This window comes from Sinorhizobium garamanticum (assembly GCF_029892065.1).
GTDB lineage: Bacteria > Pseudomonadota > Alphaproteobacteria > Rhizobiales > Rhizobiaceae > Sinorhizobium > Sinorhizobium garamanticum.
On sequence record NZ_CP120373.1, the window covers coordinates 2,759,938 to 2,775,873 of the forward strand.

Annotated in this window: 22 protein-coding genes and 1 other RNA gene; 15 read left to right on the forward strand and 8 right to left on the reverse strand. The window is 62.0% G+C overall.

The window, feature by feature from the left end; all coding sequences use genetic code 11:
- Positions 1-25: 25 nt before the first annotated feature.
- Positions 26-901, forward strand: a complete 876-nt coding sequence (locus PZN02_RS12780; protein ID WP_280658356.1) for a GGDEF domain-containing protein — start codon at positions 26-28, stop codon at positions 899-901.
- Positions 902-1,003: 102 nt separating this feature from the next.
- Here the strand turns inward: PZN02_RS12780 and PZN02_RS12785 are convergent, their stop codons facing one another.
- The 4 genes from PZN02_RS12785 to ssrA form a co-directional block, all read right to left on the reverse strand.
- Entirely contained in the window at positions 1,004-1,237 is a 234-nt protein-coding gene (locus PZN02_RS12785; protein WP_280658357.1) for a ribbon-helix-helix domain-containing protein, read from the reverse strand.
- 97 nt (positions 1,238-1,334) lie between these two features.
- A complete protein-coding gene (locus tag PZN02_RS12790) occupies positions 1,335-1,562 on the reverse strand; it encodes a DUF4169 family protein (RefSeq protein WP_280658358.1) in 228 nt (75 codons plus the stop codon).
- A 16-nt stretch (positions 1,563-1,578) separates the two neighbouring features.
- A complete protein-coding gene (locus tag PZN02_RS12795) occupies positions 1,579-2,100 on the reverse strand; it encodes an SspB family protein (RefSeq protein WP_280661482.1) in 522 nt (173 codons plus the stop codon).
- A gap of 164 nt (positions 2,101-2,264) precedes the next feature.
- Positions 2,265-2,627, reverse strand: a transfer-messenger RNA (tmRNA) gene (gene ssrA, locus PZN02_RS12800).
- Between the two features lie 150 nt (positions 2,628-2,777).
- On the opposite strand from ssrA, the gene PZN02_RS12805 reads away from it, so the two are divergent.
- On the forward strand, positions 2,778-3,086 hold the full coding sequence (locus PZN02_RS12805) for a DUF2853 family protein (RefSeq protein WP_280658359.1): 309 nt from the start codon (positions 2,778-2,780) through the stop codon (positions 3,084-3,086).
- 128 nt (positions 3,087-3,214) lie between these two features.
- Here PZN02_RS12805 and PZN02_RS12810 read toward each other — a convergent pair whose 3' ends face one another.
- Positions 3,215-3,667 (reverse strand): DUF2267 domain-containing protein, encoded by a 453-nt coding sequence (locus PZN02_RS12810; protein WP_280658360.1) that lies wholly within the window; start codon positions 3,665-3,667, stop codon positions 3,215-3,217.
- A 231-nt stretch (positions 3,668-3,898) separates the two neighbouring features.
- Here PZN02_RS12810 and PZN02_RS12815 point away from each other — a divergent pair, with 231 nt between their 5' ends.
- The 11 genes from PZN02_RS12815 to PZN02_RS12865 all read left to right on the forward strand — a co-directional run bounded on the left by PZN02_RS12815 (position 3,899) and on the right by PZN02_RS12865 (position 11,581).
- Positions 3,899-4,105 (forward strand): hypothetical protein, encoded by a 207-nt coding sequence (locus PZN02_RS12815; protein ID WP_280658361.1) that lies wholly within the window; start codon positions 3,899-3,901, stop codon positions 4,103-4,105.
- 10 nt (positions 4,106-4,115) lie between these two features.
- Positions 4,116-4,343 (forward strand): hypothetical protein, encoded by a 228-nt coding sequence (locus PZN02_RS12820; RefSeq protein ID WP_280658362.1) that lies wholly within the window; start codon positions 4,116-4,118, stop codon positions 4,341-4,343.
- Positions 4,344-4,405: 62 nt separating this feature from the next.
- Positions 4,406-4,624: a hypothetical protein gene (locus tag PZN02_RS12825; protein ID WP_280658363.1), complete on the forward strand. Its 219-nt coding sequence runs from the start codon at positions 4,406-4,408 to the stop codon at positions 4,622-4,624.
- Positions 4,625-4,801: 177 nt separating this feature from the next.
- Positions 4,802-5,596 carry a thymidylate synthase gene (locus PZN02_RS12830; RefSeq protein WP_280658364.1) on the forward strand — a complete coding sequence of 265 codons (795 nt, stop codon included), beginning with the start codon at positions 4,802-4,804 and terminating at the stop codon, positions 5,594-5,596.
- 176 nt (positions 5,597-5,772) lie between these two features.
- Positions 5,773-6,378 (forward strand): glutathione S-transferase, encoded by a 606-nt coding sequence (locus PZN02_RS12835; protein WP_280658365.1) that lies wholly within the window; start codon positions 5,773-5,775, stop codon positions 6,376-6,378.
- Positions 6,371-6,919 carry a dihydrofolate reductase gene (locus PZN02_RS12840; RefSeq protein ID WP_280658366.1) on the forward strand — a complete coding sequence of 183 codons (549 nt, stop codon included), beginning with the start codon at positions 6,371-6,373 and terminating at the stop codon, positions 6,917-6,919. Before PZN02_RS12835 ends, PZN02_RS12840 begins: the two co-directional genes overlap by 8 nt.
- A 323-nt stretch (positions 6,920-7,242) precedes the next feature.
- Positions 7,243-8,328 carry an FtsH protease activity modulator HflK gene (hflK, locus tag PZN02_RS12845; protein WP_280658367.1) on the forward strand — a complete coding sequence of 362 codons (1,086 nt, stop codon included), beginning with the start codon at positions 7,243-7,245 and terminating at the stop codon, positions 8,326-8,328.
- On the forward strand, positions 8,325-9,257 hold the full coding sequence (gene hflC, locus PZN02_RS12850) for a protease modulator HflC (protein ID WP_280658368.1): 933 nt from the start codon (positions 8,325-8,327) through the stop codon (positions 9,255-9,257). Before hflK ends, hflC begins: the two co-directional genes overlap by 4 nt.
- Positions 9,258-9,264: 7 nt before the next feature.
- The gene (locus PZN02_RS12855) at positions 9,265-9,450 is read left to right on the forward strand and encodes a DUF2065 domain-containing protein (RefSeq protein WP_173509813.1); all 186 of its coding nucleotides are present in this window, start codon (positions 9,265-9,267) and stop codon (positions 9,448-9,450) included.
- A 6-nt stretch (positions 9,451-9,456) separates the two neighbouring features.
- Positions 9,457-9,843 carry an ACT domain-containing protein gene (locus tag PZN02_RS12860; protein ID WP_280658369.1) on the forward strand — a complete coding sequence of 129 codons (387 nt, stop codon included), beginning with the start codon at positions 9,457-9,459 and terminating at the stop codon, positions 9,841-9,843.
- Positions 9,844-10,078: 235 nt separating this feature from the next.
- Positions 10,079-11,581 carry a Do family serine endopeptidase gene (locus tag PZN02_RS12865; protein ID WP_280658370.1) on the forward strand — a complete coding sequence of 501 codons (1,503 nt, stop codon included), beginning with the start codon at positions 10,079-10,081 and terminating at the stop codon, positions 11,579-11,581.
- A gap of 44 nt (positions 11,582-11,625) precedes the next feature.
- Here the strand turns inward: PZN02_RS12865 and PZN02_RS12870 are convergent, their stop codons facing one another.
- Complete coding sequence (locus PZN02_RS12870) at positions 11,626-12,291, reverse strand: alpha/beta hydrolase (RefSeq protein WP_280658371.1); 666 nt, start codon at positions 12,289-12,291, stop codon at positions 11,626-11,628.
- A 334-nt stretch (positions 12,292-12,625) separates the two neighbouring features.
- Between PZN02_RS12870 and PZN02_RS12875 the strand changes: the two genes are divergently transcribed.
- Positions 12,626-13,519, forward strand: a complete 894-nt coding sequence (locus PZN02_RS12875) for a LysR substrate-binding domain-containing protein (RefSeq protein ID WP_280658372.1) — start codon at positions 12,626-12,628, stop codon at positions 13,517-13,519.
- Here the strand turns inward: PZN02_RS12875 and PZN02_RS12880 are convergent.
- Both PZN02_RS12880 and serB read right to left on the reverse strand, forming a co-directional pair.
- Positions 13,516-14,088: a GNAT family N-acetyltransferase gene (locus tag PZN02_RS12880; protein ID WP_280658373.1), complete on the reverse strand. Its 573-nt coding sequence runs from the start codon at positions 14,086-14,088 to the stop codon at positions 13,516-13,518. The genes PZN02_RS12875 and PZN02_RS12880 overlap by 4 nt on opposite strands.
- Entirely contained in the window at positions 14,085-14,972 is an 888-nt protein-coding gene (gene serB, locus PZN02_RS12885) for a phosphoserine phosphatase SerB (RefSeq protein WP_280658374.1), read from the reverse strand. Before serB ends, PZN02_RS12880 begins: the two co-directional genes overlap by 4 nt.
- Here serB and miaA point away from each other — a divergent pair.
- Entirely contained in the window at positions 14,971-15,882 is a 912-nt protein-coding gene (gene miaA, locus PZN02_RS12890) for a tRNA (adenosine(37)-N6)-dimethylallyltransferase MiaA (RefSeq protein ID WP_280658375.1), read from the forward strand. The two genes, serB and miaA, sit on opposite strands and share 2 nt — an antisense overlap.
- Positions 15,883-15,936: the final 54 nt, after the last annotated feature.

The following is a 15,936-nucleotide window of genomic DNA, read 5'->3' on the forward strand; positions in this document are numbered from 1 at the left end:
ATGTGCCTACAATTGGGGTTGCGAGATGAAATCGCTTGAGCCGCGGCTTGATCGCCGCGCAGTCATTTGGATCGTGAACTGTACCCTCGGTGGCACCGTGGGCTGCACGGCGATCGCGATGCTCATCACCTACTGTTGCACGGCCCACTTCGGCGCGGAGGTCATGGCCACCACGCTCAGCCTCGCCTTCTACATCCCCCTGCTTCTTGGTGTGCCGCTCTTTGCCGTGATCGGCGTGAAGATGCAGCAACTGGCGCTGGCCAACCGGCTCCTTGTCCAGGCAAGTCGCTATGACGGATTGACAGGCTGCCTAAACCGCGGCGCGTTTACGGCCGATGTCATCGATTTCTTCGCGAAGCAGAACCTCACGCCGTTTCCGTCCACATCGGCGCTCCTGATCCTCGATGCCGATCATTTCAAGAAGATCAACGATTGCCATGGGCATCTTGCCGGAGATGCGGCGCTCGTCGGGATTGCGGCGGTCCTGCGCGGTGCGGTGGGCGAAGCGGGCGTGGTGGGTCGGCTCGGCGGCGAAGAGTTCGGCGTTTTCGTGCGTTCGACCGATGCGACCGCGATCGGCGCATTGGCGGAGCGCATTCGCCTGGGTGTCGCCGAGGATCGGGGCCGGGAAGGCGGCTGTGCATATGTGATCACCGTCAGCATCGGGATCGCCCTCTTCACTTATCCGGCCGTCTACGAAGACATTTTCAAGATCGCCGACGACCAGCTTTATCTCGCCAAGGGGGCGGGGAGGAACCGCGTCCGCATGCAGGAGCACTCGCACCTGCCCGGCGGCATACGGGCCATGGCCGAGCAATTGCGCAGCGGTTTTGCGGAATTCGACGCACATACGGTCGGCACGGGGGGCGACGGCCGGGCATCGCGGCTGGCAGGACGCTGAGTTGCGGCCGCGGGTGGGCCGCCGCTTTACGAAGAATTATGCAGCAACTCAAAGCGTTGTCGTGAACGTTGCGCATCCGAAAGGCACGGCGCAGATGCGACCTCAGGGCGCGTCGTTTGCGTTGGTGTGTGATTTTACCCAGGCGAGAACATAAACGCGGAGCGCCGAGGAGAGATTGCCTTCGGGGCCGCGGCCGTCGTCGACTTCGGCGATCAGCCGGGCGAGCGGCATGCCGCGGCTTTGCGCGATCGATTTCAGTTCCTGCCAGAACGGCTCTTCGAGGGTAATGCTCGTTCGGTGGCCGTGCAGAGTGGCAGAATGCTTGACGATCGTCATCGCTCACAAACCGATTCAAGGCGTTGGGATTCCGATTCCGGAGCCCGGCGCAAGTCTTTGCGGCAGAATCATTTTTCGGGATTGCGGACGCGGCCAGTCACGCCTTCTCCCCGTCCGGGGTGTCGTTCGTTGAACGCATCGTGGCCGGCGTTTCCAGCCGGCCTTGGTCAAGCGTATTCGATGCTTTCTCGTTCAGGGCGCGGGTAAGCGACTTTTCAGCCTTGGTGCGACCGAAGGCAATACGGTTCTGCTCGGACCGCTTGTCTTTGTCCGTGCGTGCCTGCTTCTTGCGGAACTGGCGCAGGTTGACGATGTCGCCGGCCATGCCGCCTCCGTATCGTTCAGTTCTTCTTGCGGAAGGAGTCGAGCGACACGATCGATGCGCCGCCATTTTTCGGTTCGCCTGATTTTTCCGATTTTTCCGGGCTCTTCTGGGCAGGTTCGTTGCCATCTTCGCCGACCGGATAAGCGGTGATTTCCGCCGAATCCTCTTCTTCCTCGCTGGCGGCAACGTCGAACTCGAGCTCGAAATTGACCGATGGATCGTAGAAGCCGCGGACGGCGTTGAAGGGGATCACCAGTTTCTCGGGCGTGTCGGAGAAGGAAAGGCCGATCTCGAATGCCGCCTCGGTGACCTTCAGGTCCCAGAACTGATGCTGCACAACGATCGTCATCTGCTCGGGGTATTTCGCCTTCAGGTGCTGCGAGATGCGCACACCGGGGGCGCCGGTCAGAAACGTGATGAAGAAGTGGTGGTCGCCGGGCAAATGACCCGTGGCTGCGACTTCGGCCAGCACCTTGCGAATGACGCCGCGAAGGGCGTCCTGCGCCAGAATATCGTAGCGTATGTGGTCCTGGCCCATATGATCCCCGTCTTCCTTCGAACTCAACTGCTGCATGTCAAAGCGCCGCAGCGATCTTGCGCACCAAGGCCGGCGTGCAGCACTCCACGGACACTCCTTTGCCTCGTCCGCTTATGACGAGTCAATTATCAAGCATCTATAGACCATTTCGCGACAGGGGAGAAGGTGAAGGCTTCTGTTGCCAGGTGCCTTCGGACCCCGCCTTACGGTGCTACCCGGAAGGGCTTGATTTGAAGTGCCGCACCGCCGTTAGGCAGCGAGACGTGCTTCAGCATAGTTGTCGTTTGCAACTATAAGTTTAGCCCGATAACGGTGGTACAATGCCGAGCAAAAAGTCGATCTTTACGCCCTTGTCGATCCTATTTCGCCCCCATCAAAAGCCGGTCGGGATTTCCAGGCCGGTTTTTGGTGGAGGCGCCGGGTACCGCCCCCGGGTCCAATGGGTTTATTGCATCGCCCGTTTATTGCCATAGCCGCCCGAAGACGGCACCCGTCATATAGGCCTTTCCGCCGCCCAAGAAAAGGGGCGATCGAGGGAAATGTGACGGATATATTATCGAGGATGCGGCCCGCAAGGAAACGCCTTGACTTACCCGATGTGCGTGAAAAACTCCAGCGGCTGCACGCGTTTCGCGAAGAGGGCGGCAGCATGAGAGCAAGTGCAAACTGGAGGCATCATGACTGACTATCTCGCAGACGTGCAGAAATACGACAGCGGCGCCGACGAAGCAGTTGTCAACAAGATCGTACGCTATCTCGGCATCGCACTTCGCAACAAGGATTCCGCCCTCGTTTCGGCCTCGGACCCGAAGGAGCTCGAGCGCGTCAAGGAAAAGTGGTGCGAGAAGAAGCTCGGCGTCGGCGGTGCGGACGCGGACACGGCAATCGCGGCCGCGGCCAAGGCGATGGCGGACGACCGCTCCAAGTCACGCGTAACGTTCTACTATCTGGTGGCCAAGAACCTCGGCAAGCTCCAGGCGCTCTGATCCGTAGGCGCCGCGCGCCTCATCAGGCGCGCAAAGTTGCCACGCTTTCGTGATCCTGGGCGACAATCCAGGATCACGAACACACTGATTTCATCCGGAGCGGTCAAGTTAAGCGTCCGTCTCCGGCGCTACGCCTGCTCCTTGGTGCCGACGCTGTCCGGCCAGAGCGCACGGATTTCCTTCGGCAACGTGTCGCGCACCTTTGCCGACTGGCCGAGATCGATGCGCCGTGCAAGAACCTGAAATACCGTTTTCGTGGCTTCAGCAGGATTGACCGGGCGGCCGGGTTTCATCCCGTCCGCGACGCACTCGAGAAATTCATCCAGCGACCGCGTCGCCTTGTCGGGCCGATGGTTGGGACGGTATTGGTCGTAATAGGCACCCCGCACGAGCAGCGGCAGTTCCGCGCCAAGGTGGGCAGCCACCTCTGGAGGCAGCCTGTCGCGCAGCGTCCTCAGCACCGCATTCAATATGTGCCACGCCACTTTCCGGTCCGGGCCATGATGCTCCATGATGTCGCCGAGCCAGATATTGGTGGTTTGCAGGGTCTTGTCGAAAACATCGAGGCCTGTCGCACTCATGGTCATACCTCTCTCGCGGGGTCGAACGTTCGATATCAATCTCAAAAGGACTAACCCCATTCGGCCGCGTTTGTTTCGTCGCCTGCCGAGAAAAGCGCCGCCAACGTGCTCCTATGCGCTCGAAAACCTCGGAACATTTCGCGAGCCCGCCGGGTTAGCAATAGAGATGCCCGGCCGCACCCGGACGAGGGCAGGCCCGGGCTCGCCCAGCAGAAAATGGAAGGAAGTCCGATGGCATCTTCCAAACATCCGAAGACACGCCGCCCCAGCGACAAGGATCTCAAGCAGGACCCCGGCATCGGCCGGACCAAGGGCATCCGGGGACCGTCCGACTATGAGATGCTGAAGCGCGGCAACACCATCGAAGGCGACGTCGCCAACGACACGACCACGCAGGGCGGCGCGAATCCGCGCCAGCGCGGCCGGACGAACAAATAGGAGGAAAGCAATGGTCGGCAAGAAGACGCACGAACAGCAACTGCGCGTGCTTCAGGGCCGCGAGAAAACGTCCAACGAAAGTAAGGATTTTGACGCCGAGGCGAAACTGCGCCGCTCGGAGGCTTTGAGAAAGGCCTATCGAAAAGGTGACAGCCTCGACACCGAGCACGCCGATGCGCGCGATGAAGACGATCGCAGCATGACACGCGGAAAGAACCAGGAAAGCCGGCACCACTAGGGTGCAGAGAGCCGAAGCGAAGACTTTTCGCGCCCATCCGAGACAATGAAAGGAGACGAACCATGGCTCACGCCAGTCGCAAGCATGTCGGAAAGCCGGACAAGGGCAAGGGTTCAGGCAGCGGCGCACAGACCAAACTGAAACGTGGCATTCTTGGTGAGAACGACGTCCTTTCCAATCGGGACAAGGCGCAGCATTCCGATGCGCGCGGCCTCGATGAAAGAGCCGTTAGAAACGAGCAATACCAGAACCACGCCGCAAACCGTCGTCCTGCGAAATGAGCGTGCGGGGCTACACGATCCGGGACGCTGGAGGCAATAAGTCGCGGTGCTTGAGAGCAGTCGCTTAGTGCGAGAGGTTATCGAGGCATCAATTTGCAGGGAAACTTGCCCTTGGCCATTGGTTCGCCGGAGGCTTCGTCCTATTTTGGAGAGCAAACGAATCGGCGGCGAAGAAGCATGCGGCAATATCTCGATCTCCTCGAACATGTGATGACAACGGGAACCGACCGCGGCGACCGCACGGGCACGGGCACGCGCTCGGTCTTCGGTTACCAGATGCGCTTCGACCTGTCTGAAGGCTTCCCGGTGCTGACCACCAAGAAGCTGCACCTGCGCTCGATCATCCACGAGCTCCTGTGGTTCCTCAAAGGCGAAACGAATATCGCTTATCTCAAGGAACACGGCGTCAGCATATGGGATGAGTGGGCGGACGAGAAAGGTGAACTCGGGCCGGTCTACGGCTACCAGTGGCGCTTCTGGCCGACACCCGAAGGCGGCCACATCGACCAGATCGCAGCCCTCGTCGAAGGCTTGAAGACCAATCCGAATTCCCGCCGCCACATCGTTTCGGCCTGGAATCCGGCGCTGGTCGACGAGATGGCACTGCCACCCTGCCATTGTCTGTTCCAGTTCTACGTGGCGGACGGCAAGCTTTCCTGCCAGCTTTACCAGCGCTCGGCCGACATCTTCATCGGCGTGCCCTTCAACATCGCCTCCTATGCGCTGCTGACTTTAATGGTTGCGCAGGTGACGGGACTGAAGCCCGGCGATTTTGTCCACACGCTCGGCGACGCCCATATCTATCACAACCACTTCGAACAGGCGCAGCTGCAACTGACGCGAACGCCGAAGCGGCTGCCGGAAATGCACATAAATCCGACGGTGAAGGATATATTTTCCTTTAAATTCGAGGACTTTACGCTCGTCGGCTACGAAGCGGATTCACATATCAATGCGCCGGTCGCGGTCTAGCTTGGGCGGGATGGAACCGCTTCCGGGCGCGGCGGCACGGATGCCCGGTTCAAGTGACGTATAGCGGTCCATATGTTCTGAAACGAAATACCGGAAGCTTCCTTCCGCGTTCCTCTGGGCGCGGGGACGGCGCTCCCGGAAAAGGCGCCGCGAGCCGGCGCAAGAGGGAGGGTTCGATGCTGACGCTCATCCATGCGCCGCTGTCGCGCTCGTCGCGCATCATTTGGCTGCTCGAGGAAATCGGCGCCGAATACGAGGTCCGCTATGTCAATATCCGTCGCTGGGATGGCTCGGGCGGGCCCGATGAGAATAATCCGCATCCGCACAAGCAGGTGCCGGCACTTCTGCACAACGGCGCGGTGATCTGGGAGTCGGCCGCCGTCGTGCAATATCTGACCGACCTTTACCCGAACTGCAGTCTCGGCCGGCCGCCGGGTCATCCCGAGCGCGGCGCCTATCTTTCCTGGCTCGCCTATTATGCCGGCGTCATCGAGCCGACGGCGCTTGCCCATATTTCCGGCGTAACGGTCAACAATCCGGCGCTCGCGCGACTCTACAGCGAAATGTGCGCCCATGTGATCGGTGTCCTCAGTCGCCAGACCTTTCTGCTCGGCGAGACCATGAGCGCGGCCGATCTGTTGCTGGCGAGCGCGCTTCAATGGATGCGCCAGATCCTGCCGGAAAGCGAGGTGATCGACCGCTACATTCGCGTGGTGACCGATCGGGCGGCCCTGCAGCGAGCGCGCGAAATCGACAGCAAGCCGAGTGGGTTCCATGACTGAAGCAAAGACTGACACAAGCGCTGAACCGAAGATCGTGATCGTCGTCGCTGTCGCGACCAACGGAGTGATCGGACGCGAGGGCGGCCTGCCGTGGCGACTCTCGACCGATCTCAGGCGCTTCAAGGCGCTGACGATCGGCAAGCCGGTCGTAATGGGACGGAAGACTTGGGCCTCGCTCGGGCGTCCGCTGCCGGGACGACCGAACATCGTCATCAGCCGCAATCGCGATTTCGAGGCGCAAGGTGCCGAGGTCGCCCCCTCGCTCGTGGCGGCGCTCGCGTTGGCGCGCAGCCATGCGGCCGCGAGCGGCGCAGACGAGGTCTGCATTATCGGCGGCGGGGAGATCTACCGCCAGTCGATCGGCGTCGCGGACGTGCTGCACGTGACGGAGGTACAGGCCGAGGTCGACGGCGACACGCGCTTCCCGGCGATCGATCCGGCGGTCTTCGAGAAGGTGTTCGAGGAAGAGTTGCCGCGCGGCGAGAAGGACAGCCATGCGATGCATTTCGTGACCTGGCGCCGGCGGGAAAGAGCGGAATGAGGAAAAGTGCGAAGCGGTTTTCCGCCCGCATTCCGCGTTGGGCAAAGAAGCCGGAATGAGGAAAAGTGCGAAGCGGTTTTCCGCCCGCATTCCGCGTTAGGCAAAGAAGCCGGAATGAGGAAAATGCGAGGCCGTTTTCGGCGCGCATGCGGCGCTCACCTGTTCGTGTAGCGTGTCGCCCAACTATTTTAACCCATTTACGGTGAAGTCGGCCGTATCGCGTTGAAAGCAATGCATGTGATACCTATAACGGTTTCACATCGTGACCGCCTGCTCGTGCCTGCGGGCGGTTGGCGAGAGAGTTTTCTTGAAGAGAGGTTTTGATGCCCTGGAGCAATCAGAATGGCGGCGGCGGCCCATGGGGCGGCGGCGGCAATCAAGGGCCATGGGGCCAGGGGCCCAATCGGCCGCGAGGCGGGAGAGGCGGCCCGCCAGATCTCGAGGAGATCATCCGGCGCGGTCAGGACCAATTGAAGAATGTGGTCCCGGGGGGCTTCAACGGCGGCGTCTTCGTCATCGTCGGCCTTTTGATCGTCGGTTTCATCCTGCTCAACTCGATCTACACGGTCCAGCCGGATGAACGCGGCGTCGAGATGCGCTTTGGCAGGCCGAAGGAAGAAATTTCGATGCCGGGCCTGCACTACCACTTCTGGCCCCTCGAAACCGTCGAGTTCGTCAAGGTCACGGAGCAGCAACAGAACATCGGCGGACGCGCCAGTGGCCAGTCCAGTGCCGGGCTGATGCTCTCCGGAGACCAGAACATCGTCAACGTGCAGTTCTCGGTACTGTTCTCAGTGACCGACCCGAAGGCTTACCTCTTCAACGTCGAGAACCCGTCCGACACGCTGCAGCGGGTGGCCGAAAGCGCCATGCGCGAGGTCGTCGGCCGGCGTCCGGCGCAGGATATTTTCCGCGACAATCGCCAGGCAATCGCCGCCGACGTGAAGAACACGATCCAGGCAACGATGGATAGCTATAGTGCCGGCGTTTCGGTAAACACCGTCGCGATCGAGGACGCCGCGCCTCCGCGTGAAGTCGCCGACGCCTTCGACGAGGTGCAGCGCGCCGAACAGGACGAAGACCGTTTCGTCGAGGAAGCCAACCAATACGCCAACCAGGTGCTCGGCAAGGCGCGCGGTCAGGGCGCACAGATCCGCGAAGAGGCGGCCGCCTACAAGGACCGTGTCGTCAAGGAAGCGCAGGGTGAGGCACGGCGCTTCATCTCGGTCTATGACGCCTATGCCAAGGCTCCGGACGTGACGCGCAGGCGGCTTTATCTCGAAACCATGCAGGATGTTTTCCGCAAGTCGAAGAAGGTCATTCTCGACGAGAAGAACGGGCAGGGCGTGCTGCCCTATCTGCCGCTCAACGAAATCGGCAGACCCGCGCAGTCGGGAGGTACCCAATGATAAACAATCGCAGTTCAATCATCCTAATTATCCTCGCGGCAGCGCTCGTCGTGATCTACTCGTCGGTCTTCGTGGTCAACGAGCGCCAGCAGGCGATCGTCGTGCGCTTCGGCGAGATCCGAGCCGTCAAGTCCGAGCCCGGCCTTTATTTCAAGCTTCCCTTCGCCTTCATGGACGCCGATCGCGTGCAATTTGTCGAGGACCAGGCGCTTCGCTTCGATCTCGACAATATCCGCGTGCAGGTCTCCGGCGGCAAGTTCTACGAGGTGGACGCTTTCGTGGTTTACAGGATCGCCGACGCCCGGCGCTTCCGCGAGACCGTTTCGGGCGACCGGGAATCGGCCGAGGCGCGGCTTCGGACCCGTCTCGACGCGTCGCTGCGCCGTGTCTACGGCCTGAGGGGGTTCGAGGCCGCCCTTTCGGACGAGCGCGCATCGATGATGCGCGAGGTGCGGACGGACCTCAAGGCCGATGCCGAATCGCTCGGCCTCAACATCGAGGACGTGCGCATCCGCCGGACAGACTTGACGCAGGAGGTTTCGCAGCAAACCTTCGAGAGGATGAAGGCGGAGCGTCTGGCCGAGGCCGAACTGATCCGCGCACGCGGTAACGAGGAGGGCCAGCGCCGCCGCGCGATCGCCGATCGCCAAGTGGTCGAAATCGTGGCGGAAGCCCAGCGTGATTCGGAAATCCTGCGAGGCGAGGGCGAAGCCGAGCGGGCCGGGATCTTTGCCGAAGCCTTCACGCGCGATCCGAGCTTCTTCGACTTCTACCGCTCGATGGCGGCCTATTCCCAGTCCATCGGTAACCCGGACACAACCGTGGTGCTCTCGCCGCATTCGGAATTCTTCCGTTATTTCAACAGCGCGAACGGTGCGGCGTTGCCACCGCCACCGACCGCGCCGGCGGCGCCTGCGACCGCAGATTGAGCGGGTGATGTCCGATTTCCTGATTGGGTTTGGGTTCTTCCTGATCATCGAGGGGCTGGTGTACGCACTGGCCCCTTTGGTTTTGGTGGAATTGGCGAAGCGTTTGCCGTATGTCCCGGAACATCAGCTCCGACTGGCCGGACTCGTTTCGGTGGCGGCCGGCGTCGGACTTGTATGGTTGGTTCGAGGATAGTGCGAAATGCCACATAAACTGCTGATCCGGCTGGTCGATGCCGAATATGCCATTACCCGTCTGAATGTCGGGTCCGCGATACCGGAGTGGCTGCCGGGGCCGGGTTTCTGGACGGTGTCCAGCTCTCGCGAGGAAATGACGCTGGTCTGTCGCGCCGCCCGCGTACCGTCGAGCGTGCAGAGCTCGCTTGGATGGCGCTGCTTCCGCATCGAGCAGCATTTCAGCTTCGACGTGCCGGGCGTCCTGTCTTCGGTGCTGCGGCCGCTTTCCGCAGCCGGCGTGGGCGTTTTCGCCAATTCGACCTTCAGCACCGATTATGTGTTCGTCGCGGGCTCCACCCTTGAAAAGGCGGTGCAGGCGCTCAAGGAGCATGGGCACGAGATCACCGGCTGAACGCGCGAAGGTGGCGCCGGTCGCAGGTGCCGGCGCTCTGCCTTCCTGGGAGCGGATCAGGAAATCGTGTTTGGACGCTTCGGAATTCCGCCGTATCTTCAAGGGAAGATCGCTTGTGTGCGAACCCGCGGCAGCGGCGTATCGTGCAGTTGAAGGGAATCGATCACGCCGCGATACCGGATTGCTAAAATCCATGGCCGGTGTGGTCCAAGAGGAATGATAGGAGCCTAGCGACTTGTCGACACGACCCGAATTCTTCCGCGGCTTGGTGCTTGCGGCCGCGACGGCACTGCTTCTGACCAACACGGCGCTCGCCGAGACGGCAACCTCACTGCCGGCGGCCGGACCGCCGTCCGTTGCCGACCTCGCCGAGGGACTGCTCGATGCGGTGGTCAACATTTCCATTTCCCAGAACGTCAAGAGCGATGATGATAACGCCCCGATGCCGCAGGTGCCGGAAGGGTCGCCGCATCAGGAATTCTTCGACGAATTCTTCAAGGGACAGGGCGGCGAGGGTAACCGACCGCGAACGGTCAACTCGCTTGGCTCCGGTTTCGTTATCGATCCGACCGGCTTCATCGTCACCAACAACCATGTCATCCAGGACGCAGATGACATCGAAATCAACTTCTCGGACGGCTCCAAGCTGAAGGCGAAGCTGGTTGGCATGGACACCAAGACCGATCTGGCGGTGCTGAAGGTCGAGCCGAAAAAGCCGCTCAAGGCCGTTTCCTTCGGCGACTCGCGCAAGATCCGGATCGGTGATTGGGTGATGGTGGTCGGCAATCCGTTCGGCCTCGGCGTGTCCGTTTCGGTCGGCGTCGTCTCGGCGCGCGGGCGCAACATCAATGCCGGCCCCTATGACAGCTTCATCCAGACCGACGCCGCGATCAACCGCGGCAATTCGGGCGGCCCGCTGTTCAACATGCGGGGCGAGGTGATCGGCATCAATACCGCGATCCTCTCTCAGACCGGCATGTCGGTCGGCATCGGTTTCGCCGTGCCAACGGAACTGGCAATGAACGTCGTCAATCAACTCAAGGAATTCGGCGAGACCCGGCGCGGTTGGCTCGGCGTTCGCATTCAGCCGGTCACCGACGATATTGCCGAAAGCCTGAAGATGGAGAGACCGCGCGGTGCGCTGGTCTCCGGTATCATCGAAGGCGGGCCGATCACCAAGGGCGAGATCAAGGCAGGCGATATCATCATCCGTTTCGATGGAACGGATGTCGCGGAGATCCGCGACCTGATGCGCGCCGTCGGCGAGAGCCCGGTCGGCAAGATGGTCGACGTGATCATCATTCGTGACGGCAAGGAGCAGACGGTTCGTGTCACGCTCGGCCGGCTCGAGGATGGCGAGCAACTTGCAAATGCGCCGGCGAAGGAGAACGGCGAAGGTGCCAAGCCGAATGAACCACCCGCAGCGCAGCTGCCGGCGAGCGACGTCGTACTCGGCATGAAGCTCGCAGTGCTCGACGCCGATCGCCGCAAGAGCTTCGGCATTGCCGATAGCGTCGAAGGCGTAGTGGTGACCGAGGTCCAGCCGAATTCGGCCGCAGCCGAGCGCCGGGTCGCAGCCGGCGACGTGATCGTCGAGATCGGCCAGGAGGCGATGGCCACGCCGGACGATGTTTCGACGAGAGTCGAGGAACTGAAGAACGATGGCCGCCGCAACGCGCTTCTGATGATCGCCAACAAGACCGGCGAGTTGCGATTCGTCACCGTGCAGATGGAGTAGGGCGCTCGGCATCGCGGCGATCGCGATCGGCTTTTCCGGATCAATCAAGCATGATCGCCGCGGATGCTCATGGGATTGCTGCTCGTTGGAAACTGGTTTTGGAACCATTGCCTTGAAAGGGATCGGTCCAGTCCAGTTGGCTCCCAGCCATGCCCTGCATCCAGCAAGCGATAGGTCAGGTCGGCCCCAGCCACATGGAATTGTTCCGCGATGACCGGCGCATCGCAGCGATCGCGGCGGTCGTCGTTCGCCCCTGCGAGAATCAGTACGGGGTATTCTTTTAGGTCTGGAAAAGGCGTTTGTGGATCCGGTGACTGCGGCCTCAGGAGAATTGCGCCGGACGTAAGGGCGCGTTGACGGCATACAACGGCGGCAGCGATGACAGCTCCGCTCGAATAGCCCGCGATAATCGGCGCCCGGGCCAAATCGTATTCTCTCGATATTGCGTCTATGAACGCGCAGAGGCTTGCCGCTCCATGCGTCAGTTCCTCAATGTTCAGACTCCGATCCGGGTTGCGCCTAAAGAACGTGAACCCATGCTCCGAGGCGATCGGGCCGCGGACGGCGAAACAGGTGGAACTTGGAGCAACGCACTCGGCGAAATCCGTCCAGTCTGTCTCTCTTCCATTGCTCCCATGAAGAAGAACAACTGGCGGCTCAGCCGAGCTTTTAACCGTAACCTCGAAATCAATACCTGCAGAATGCAGCATGGAAAGCACCCGAGTCCTACAGCGCCGCGCGTCATATCAGACGCGCAAAGGATGCTGTTGCACCATGAATTTACTGCATGTTCTAGCAGCTTTCGTTCATCGCAAAAGAGAGCGTCGCCGCGTCCGCTGTGCCGTGGGCTGAAAGGTCAGCAGTCGGACGGCTGCGAGAACGGCCTCGAAGATCTCGCGCATGATCCTATCCTCCTTTGGCACTCCAAGAATTGTATGGATGAGGCGCAAAACATTTGGCGCCTTTCATTCCGGGAATTTCAGCGCACTTGCCGCCCCTCCTCAAACGAGTTTACAGTCCGCTACGGATAACTTGAGGTTATGCATGAAACGCGGCCGCTTGCCCCTGACGGCGTTGCGGAGCTTCGAGGCGGCTGGGCGGCTCGGCAGCTTCACCGAGGCCGCGGCGGAGCTTTTCGTCTCCCAGGCGGCGATCAGCCGTCAGATCCGCGACCTCGAAGCCCTGATCGGCAAGCCACTGTTCGAGCGGCATCATCGCAGCGTCAGCCTGACCGCGGATGGCGAGACGCTGCTGACGGTACTGACGCATTCCTTCGACCGGATCGGCGACAGCCTCGATGCGCTCTCCGGTGCCAGGCGAGCCGGGACGCTGAAGGTGAGCGCCGAGCCCTCCTTCGCCGGTTGCTGGCTCGTCCCGCATCTCGCACAGTTTCAGGCGGAAAACCTCGAAGTCGACCTCGTCATCGACGCCGATCCCCGGCTCGTTGAATTCCGCGGCAATGAAGCCGAAGTTGCGATCCGGCACAGCACCAGGTTCACCTCATGGCCTCGAGTCGAGGCCCGGCATCTCGCCGACGTAGAGATGATCGCGGTCATGGCGCCATCACTCGCGCCTCGGGTGCTGCGCGAACCGTTGGATCTCTTGCGGTACGGCCTTCTGCACGAGGATACCCGGGGGCTCTGGGAGCAATGGTTCGCGGCTGCCGGCGCAGGAGAAGTGCGGGTCGAGCGCGGCGCCATCTTTGCCGACGGGGCACTCGTGCTTCAAGCGGCGCTCCGCGGCCACGGCGTCGCGCTCATGGATCGCGACCATGTGCGCGACGATCTCGACGCCGGGCGTCTCGTCCAGGCGTTTGACGTTTCCATTCCCTATGGTGCCTTCTGGCTGGTTGCGCGGCGGTTCGATGCGCTCTCCGAGCCCGCTAGACGTTTCGTCGCGTGGATCGAGCGCTGTTATCCCCGCCAGAAGGGCGCTTAACCCTGCGCCGGCACGCCGCGCGTCCACTCGTCCGCCGTGATCGCGTAAAGCACGTGGCGCTTCAGATGCGCATACGTGTCGGGGACGCGAGGGTGGTCGAAGTCGCGGCTCGGGTCCGGCCGCATGCCGAGCCGTTTCATCACGGCGGTGGAGCGGGTGTTCGCGGGCACGGCGAAGGAGACGATTTCGCCGAGGTTCCGTTCGGTAAAGCCGTAGTCGAGGAGGGCCGCTGCCGCCTCGGTCACGTACCCGTTGCCCCAGAAGGGCAGGGCGAGCCGCCAGCCGATCTCGATCGTGCCGTTCGGCAGATGCGGCTCCAGATCGGTGAGCGCCAGGCCGCAGAAGCCGATCGGCATGTCGCTGTCGCGCAATGCGAGCGCGAAGAAGCCGAAGCCGGTTTCACTGATGCCGCGGCCGATGCGATCGAACAGCGCATCGGATTCCGCGCGGTTGCGGCGGAAGGCGAAGAATTCCATGACCTTCGGATCGCTGTTGATCTCGGCAAAGAGGTCGCGATCGGTCTCGTTCCAGCCGCGAATGCGCAGCCTGTCGGTTTCTCGGATAATCACGTCACGAAATCCGTCTTGCGGTAACCCTGGAGGTAGAGAAGGGCCGTCAGGTCGCCGTGGTCGATGCGGATCTTCGCCTGTTCTGCGACCACGGGTTTCGCATGCAGCGCGACGCCGCTGCCGGCAAGCTGCAGCATGCCGAGGTCGTTGGCGCCATCGCCGACGGCGATCACCTCGGCGGTCGAAATGCCGAGCCTGCCCGAGATGTCGATGAGCGCGTCGACCTTGGCCTGCTTGCCGAGGATCGGGTGGGCGACCTCGCCGGTCAGCATGCCGTCCTTCTCGATCAGCACATTGGCGCGGTTCTCGTCAAAGCCGAGTTTCGCCGCAATCGGCCCGGTGAAGACGGTGAAGCCGCCAGAGACGAGGGCGGTATAGTGGCCCTTGCCCTTCATGGTCGCGATCAGTTCTCGGCCGCCTGGCGTCAGCGTGATGCGCTTTGCGATCACGTCCTCGATGACCCTGCCGGGCAGACCCTTCAAGAGCGCCACGCGTTCGATCAGCGCCGGCTCGAAGGCGATTTCGCCGTTCATGGCGCGGGCGGTGATCGCGGCAACCTTTTCCTTGAGGCCCACTTCGGCGGCAAGCTCGTCGATGCACTCCTGGCCGATCATCGTCGAATCCATGTCGGCGATCAGGAACTTCTTGCGGCGGCTCTCGGCATCCTGCACCGCGACGTCGATCGGAAAGCCGTTTACCTCTGCGCGCAGCCGCATCTCGGCGGCGCCCGGATCGGTTCCGTCTATAAGCGCGATGTCGCAGGCGACGCCGTCCGCCAACCAATAGACCCCGGATGCCTTTACGGCGCTCGCCGCCGCTTCCGCCAGCTCAGGCGTCAGAACAGGATTTGACGGATTGGCGATAAGCGTGGCAACGAGAGCCATGATCAAGAACCTTGAAAGAGACACGGACGCGATCCTGATAACCGGGCCGACCGCCAGCGGCAAGTCCGCGCTTGCGGTGGAACTCGCGCGTCGGCACGGCGGCGTGGTGATCAACGCCGACAGCATGCAGGTCTACGACACGCTGAAGATCCTGACCGCGCGGCCGGACGAGGCGGAGATGGGCGGGATAGAGCATTTTCTCTATGGCCATGTGCCGGCCGGACAGGCCTATTCGACCGGCGCTTGGCTGCGCGAGGCGGAGGCGCTGGTTCAGCAGTTGCGCGAAGAGGGGCGATTGCCCGTCTTCGTCGGCGGCACCGGGCTCTATTTCAAGGCATTGACAGGCGGGCTTTCCGATATGCCGGAGATACCGGCAACGATCCGCGATCCACTGCGCGCGCGGCTGAAGGAGGAGGGGGCGGAGGCGCTCCATGCGGAGCTTGCCGCGCGAGACCCGCAAACCGCCATGCAATTGCGGCCGGGCGACGGACAGCGGATCGTTCGCGCGCTCGAGGTGATCGAAGCGACCGGCAAGCCGATCCATCTCTTCCAGCAGAGCCGCGGCCCTATGATCATCGATCCCGACAAGGCACAGAAAATCGTCGTGCTCCCGGATCGCGCCCTCCTGCACAGCCGCATCGACCGGCGTTTCGAGACCATGCTTGAACGCGGGGCAGTCGACGAGGTGCGGGCGCTGCTGGCGCTCGACCTCTCGCCCGACATGCCGGTGATGAAGGCGATCGGCGTCCAGCAGATTGCCGCGATGCTAAGAGGCGAGATTGGGGAGGCCGAGGTGATTGCGACTGGGGCGGCCGCGACGCGGCAATATTCCAAGCGTCAGATGACTTGGTTCCGCAACCAACTCGACGAAAGCTGGCAGCGGATAGAGGGACCCGACGCCGTGATTTGATGCGCGGCGCCAGACCGACGTGGAAATGACTCGCATCCTCCCCGGATTGAGCGC

Bases quoted from the DNA above. Each gene is read 5' to 3' on its own strand.
- PZN02_RS12780 (WP_280658356.1), top strand. From the start codon at position 26: ATGAAATCGCTTGAGCCGCGGCTTGATCGCCGCGCAGTCATTTGGATC.
- PZN02_RS12785 (WP_280658357.1), bottom strand. From the start codon at position 1,237: ATGACGATCGTCAAGCATTCTGCCACTCTGCACGGCCACCGAACGAGC.
- PZN02_RS12790 (WP_280658358.1), bottom strand. From the start codon at position 1,562: ATGGCCGGCGACATCGTCAACCTGCGCCAGTTCCGCAAGAAGCAGGCA.
- PZN02_RS12795 (WP_280661482.1), bottom strand. From the start codon at position 2,100: ATGGGCCAGGACCACATACGCTACGATATTCTGGCGCAGGACGCCCTT.
- PZN02_RS12805 (WP_280658359.1), top strand. From the start codon at position 2,778: ATGACTGACTATCTCGCAGACGTGCAGAAATACGACAGCGGCGCCGAC.
- PZN02_RS12810 (WP_280658360.1), bottom strand. From the start codon at position 3,667: ATGAGTGCGACAGGCCTCGATGTTTTCGACAAGACCCTGCAAACCACC.
- PZN02_RS12815 (WP_280658361.1), top strand. From the start codon at position 3,899: ATGGCATCTTCCAAACATCCGAAGACACGCCGCCCCAGCGACAAGGAT.
- PZN02_RS12820 (WP_280658362.1), top strand. From the start codon at position 4,116: ATGGTCGGCAAGAAGACGCACGAACAGCAACTGCGCGTGCTTCAGGGC.
- PZN02_RS12825 (WP_280658363.1), top strand. From the start codon at position 4,406: ATGGCTCACGCCAGTCGCAAGCATGTCGGAAAGCCGGACAAGGGCAAG.
- PZN02_RS12830 (WP_280658364.1), top strand. From the start codon at position 4,802: ATGCGGCAATATCTCGATCTCCTCGAACATGTGATGACAACGGGAACC.
- PZN02_RS12835 (WP_280658365.1), top strand. From the start codon at position 5,773: ATGCTGACGCTCATCCATGCGCCGCTGTCGCGCTCGTCGCGCATCATT.
- PZN02_RS12840 (WP_280658366.1), top strand. From the start codon at position 6,371: ATGACTGAAGCAAAGACTGACACAAGCGCTGAACCGAAGATCGTGATC.
- hflK (WP_280658367.1), top strand. From the start codon at position 7,243: ATGCCCTGGAGCAATCAGAATGGCGGCGGCGGCCCATGGGGCGGCGGC.
- hflC (WP_280658368.1), top strand. From the start codon at position 8,325: ATGATAAACAATCGCAGTTCAATCATCCTAATTATCCTCGCGGCAGCG.
- PZN02_RS12855 (WP_173509813.1), top strand. From the start codon at position 9,265: ATGTCCGATTTCCTGATTGGGTTTGGGTTCTTCCTGATCATCGAGGGG.
- PZN02_RS12860 (WP_280658369.1), top strand. From the start codon at position 9,457: ATGCCACATAAACTGCTGATCCGGCTGGTCGATGCCGAATATGCCATT.
- PZN02_RS12870 (WP_280658371.1), bottom strand. From the start codon at position 12,291: ATGCTGCATTCTGCAGGTATTGATTTCGAGGTTACGGTTAAAAGCTCG.
- PZN02_RS12875 (WP_280658372.1), top strand. From the start codon at position 12,626: ATGAAACGCGGCCGCTTGCCCCTGACGGCGTTGCGGAGCTTCGAGGCG.
- miaA (WP_280658375.1), top strand. From the start codon at position 14,971: ATGATCAAGAACCTTGAAAGAGACACGGACGCGATCCTGATAACCGGG.
- serB (WP_280658374.1), bottom strand. From the start codon at position 14,972: ATGGCTCTCGTTGCCACGCTTATCGCCAATCCGTCAAATCCTGTTCTG.